The organism is Nonomuraea sp. NPDC049784 (assembly GCF_040659615.1).
In the GTDB taxonomy this organism is placed as follows: Bacteria; Actinomycetota; Actinomycetes; order Streptosporangiales; family Streptosporangiaceae; genus Nonomuraea.
In genome coordinates, this window is the sequence record NZ_JBFAMX010000846.1 from 1 (window position 1) to 3,517 (window position 3,517).

General features: G+C 71.2%; 6 protein-coding genes. 4 read left to right on the top strand and 2 right to left on the bottom strand.

Going from position 1 to position 3,517, the window contains the following annotated elements:
* The coding region (locus tag AB0J09_RS59640; protein ID WP_360712469.1) for a carbamoyltransferase N-terminal domain-containing protein at positions 1 to 138 on the bottom strand (138 nt) is incomplete at its 3' end.
* Between the two features lie 171 nt (positions 139 to 309).
* Between AB0J09_RS59640 and AB0J09_RS59645 the strand changes: the two genes are divergently transcribed.
* From AB0J09_RS59645 to AB0J09_RS59655, 3 genes are read left to right on the top strand one after another with little or no spacing between them, the layout of a single operon-like run.
* A complete protein-coding gene (locus tag AB0J09_RS59645; RefSeq protein WP_360712455.1) occupies positions 310 to 900 on the top strand; it encodes an HAD-IIIA family hydrolase in 591 nt (196 codons plus the stop codon).
* Complete coding sequence (locus AB0J09_RS59650) at positions 897 to 1,817, top strand: glycosyltransferase family 4 protein (protein WP_360712458.1); 921 nt, start codon at positions 897 to 899, stop codon at positions 1,815 to 1,817. Before AB0J09_RS59645 ends, AB0J09_RS59650 begins: the two co-directional genes overlap by 4 nt.
* A 30-nt stretch (positions 1,818 to 1,847) precedes the next feature.
* A complete protein-coding gene (locus AB0J09_RS59655; RefSeq protein WP_360712461.1) occupies positions 1,848 to 2,096 on the top strand; it encodes a WhiB family transcriptional regulator in 249 nt (82 codons plus the stop codon).
* A gap of 1 nt (position 2,097) precedes the next feature.
* Here the strand turns inward: AB0J09_RS59655 and AB0J09_RS59660 are convergent, their stop codons facing one another.
* Positions 2,098 to 2,580: a peptide deformylase gene (locus AB0J09_RS59660; RefSeq protein ID WP_360712464.1), complete on the bottom strand. Its 483-nt coding sequence runs from the start codon at positions 2,578 to 2,580 to the stop codon at positions 2,098 to 2,100.
* A 229-nt stretch (positions 2,581 to 2,809) separates the two neighbouring features.
* On the opposite strand from AB0J09_RS59660, the gene AB0J09_RS59665 reads away from it, so the two are divergent.
* The coding region (locus AB0J09_RS59665; protein ID WP_360712467.1) for a uroporphyrinogen-III synthase at positions 2,810 to 3,517 on the top strand (708 nt) is incomplete at its 3' end.

Genomic DNA, 3,517 nt, shown 5'->3' on the forward strand with positions numbered 1-3,517 from the left:
CGCGGAGAACGCCAGGGGCCGCTTGCCGTGTTTGCGGCGGCTGAAGCGTTCCTCCTCCGCCGCGGCCACGATCTTCCCGTCGGCCACCAGGGCGGCGGCCGGGTCGTGGAAGATCGCGTTGATGCCGAGAAACCTCATCTTTCCTCCCCCGGAGATGACGAGAACCGCTACCGAGAGAAGCGACTCCCAAACATTCCCCAGGCCGCCGACGTGCGTAAACAGGCGCAACCGCCTGCGATTCGTCACTCTGAGTAGTTGTTTGCAGGGTCAGGCCCCGGGTAGCTGGCGGGCACGCGACGGAGGTGAAAGGTGTTCGAAAAGCGACGTCCCGGCGCCGTGCTCTTCGACCGGGACGGGACCTTGATCAGGGACGTGCCGTACAACGGCGACCCGGGCCTCGTCGAGCCCATGCCGGGCGCGGTGGAGGCGGTGGCCAGGCTCAGACGGGCCGAGGTGCCGGTGGCCGTGGTCACCAATCAGTCGGGCGTGGCCAAGGGCCTGCTGTCCGCGGACGACATGGACCAGGTGAACGCCAGGGTGGAGGAGCTGCTCGGCCCGTTCGACGCGTGGGCGATCTGCGTGCACGACGATGCCGACGGCTGCACCTGTCGCAAACCCGCTCCCGGGCTCGTGATCAGAGCCGCCGCCATCCTGGACGTCAGCCCCCGTGACTGCGTGGTCGTGGGCGACATCGGCAGGGACATGGACGCGGCCAGGGCCGCCGGAGCCAGGGGCATCCTGGTGCCGACCAAGCAGACTCGGCGGGAGGAGATCGAGCAGGCCGCCGAGGTCGCGGACGACCTGACCGACGTCGTGGAACGGGTGCTGAGCGACATGGACGGCCCCGGGCTGGCCGTCTCGGCGCCGTGGGCGCGGGCTCTGGGCTGGAGCCGCTGGTGAGGGTCCTCATCTGGCACGTACACGGCTCGTGGACCAGCGCCTTCATCAGGGGCGGGCACGAGTACGTGCTTCCGCTCGTCCCCGGCCGTGGTCCCGACGGCCGGGGACGAGCCCAGACGTTCGACTGGCCCGGGACCGCCCGCGAGGTGCCTTTCGACCGGCTCCGCCACGAGCCCATAGACGTGGCCGTCTACCAGCGCCCGCACGAGCCCGAGCTGGCCCGCGAGTGGCTCGGCCGCGACGTGCCCGGCGTGTACGTGGAGCACAACACCCCGGCGGGCGACGTGCCGCGCACCCGGCACCCGCTGGCCGATCAGAGCGACATCACGCTGGTGCACGTCACCCACTTCAACGAGCTGTACTGGGACAACGGCCGGGCGCGCACCCGCGTCGTCGAGCACGGAGTCCCCGACCCCGGCCACCTGTACACGGGCGAGCTGCCCAGGGCGGGCGTGGTGGTCAACGAGCCGGTACGCCGCACCAGGGTCGCCGGGACCGACCTGCTGCCGCGCTTCGCCGAGCGGGTGCCGCTGGACGTGTTCGGGATGAAGGTGGAGGGGCTGCCGTACGGCACCTATGAGGACCTGCCGCAGCACGTCATGCACGCCGAGCTGGCCCGCCGCCGGGTCTACCTGCACCCCTACCGGTGGACGTCGCTCGGGCTCGCGCTCATCGAGGCCATGACCCTGGGCCTGCCGGTCGTCGCGCTGGCCGCCACCGAGGCGATCGAGGCCGTGCCGCAGGAGGCCGGCGTGCTGTCCACGAAGGTGAACGTGCTCGCCGACGCGCTGCACGCGTTCGCGGCGGACCCGGAGCACGCCGCGCAGGCGGGCAAGGCCGCGCGGGCGGCGGCCCTGGCCCGCTACGGGCTCGGCAGGTTCCTGTCGGACTGGGATCGGCTGCTCGCCGAGGTATGAGAGCTGGTCGAGTGGGTAGGCGCCAAGGTCATGATGATGCTCGACTGGACCCGCAGGGCCGCCTGCCTCGACTTGGACCCGGAATTGTTCTTCCCGATATCGGTGGAAGGGCCGAGCCAGTCCCAGGTCGAGCAGGCCAAACATGTGTGCACCGGCTGCCCCGTACGCGAGCCGTGCCTGGAGTACGCGCTGGCCACCAGGCAGGCGTACGGGGTGTGGGGCGGCACCGACGCCGCCCAGCGCAGGGAGCTGAGCCTGGCAGGGGCGCACCAGAGATAACTCAGCCCGGCAGGGCCTCCGCGAGAAAGCGTTCGCGCTCGGCCGCCTCGAGGCGGTCGCTGAACAGCACGCCGTCGAGATGGTCGACCTCGTGCTGCAGCACCCGGGCCAGCACCCCGAGCGCACGAACCGTCGCGGGCTTGCCGAACATGTCGCGGCCACGCGCCGTGACCATGTAGGAACGTTCCAGTGGCCACCACACTCCCGGGGCCGACAGGCACGCCTCGTCGGCGGTGACCCGCTGTTCCGACAGCTCCAGGCGTGGATTGACCAGATGGCCGGACTTGCCGTCGTAGGAGTAGACCACCACCCGTACCGGCTCCCCGATCTGCGGCGCCGCCAGGCCCGCCCGGCCGGCGCCCGCGCGCATGGTGGCGGTCAGCGACTTCACCAGCCGCCGCAGCTCACGATCGAAGTCCAGCACCGGCGCCGCCACCGAGCGGAGCACCGGATCGTCGAACACGCGAATAGGCCGGACCGTCACACGCAACTCCCCGATAGGCCGCGTCGTCACGATGAACGTTTCCCGCGACCGCGCCTCGCCAATCCCCATGCCTCTGCCTTGTAGCACAGCGGTAACAGAAGAGACCCGTGGGCGAAACCACCCGAAAGCAGTATCGGAGGGTGATCTCACTTGCGTCACACGTGCCTGTGATGCCTGGCCGGGTGCTCGGGGCCCGGCCAGGCATCCCCCACTACCTGGAGGTGCCGGCATGAGCGTGCTTGCCCTTGAGGGCGGGTCTTCTCCGGAGACAGCGCCCGACGCCCTGTCGGGCTTCACGATCGGAGTGACCGCGACGAGGCGCCGTGAGGAGTTCGGCGCGCTGCTGGAGCGGCGCGGCGCCCGCGTGGTCAGCGCCCCCGCGATCCGGCTGGTCCCCCTGGCCGAGGACGCCGACCTGCTCGCCGCGACCCGCGAGAGCCTGGCAGGGCCGCTCGACGACGTGGTGGTCACCACCGGCGTCGGGTTCCGCGGCTGGATGGCCGCCGCCGAGGGCTGGGGCCTCTCGGCCGACCTGGGCGAGCACCTGTCCCGGTCGCGCCTGCTGACCCGCGGCCCCAAGGCCAGGGGGGCGGTGCGCGCCGCCGGACTGAACGACCACTGGACGCCTCCCACGGAGTCGTGCGAGGAGGTCAAGCAGTACCTCCTCTCCCAGGATCTGCGCGGGCGGCGCATCGCGGTGCAGCAGCACGGCGAGCCGCTCAGCGACTTCGTGGCCGACCTGCGGCAGGCGGGGGCCGAGGTGATCGAGATCCCGGTCTACCGGTGGCTGCCGTACCGCGACGTCTCGCCGCTGCGCCGCCTGATCAGCCAGACCATCTCCGGCATGGCTCCCGAGGCGCAGTTCTCGAAGATCACCTCCGGGTGGCGGCCGAGCAGGTCGTCCAGCCACTCCAGGTGGGCCCGGTTGTGCTGGAGC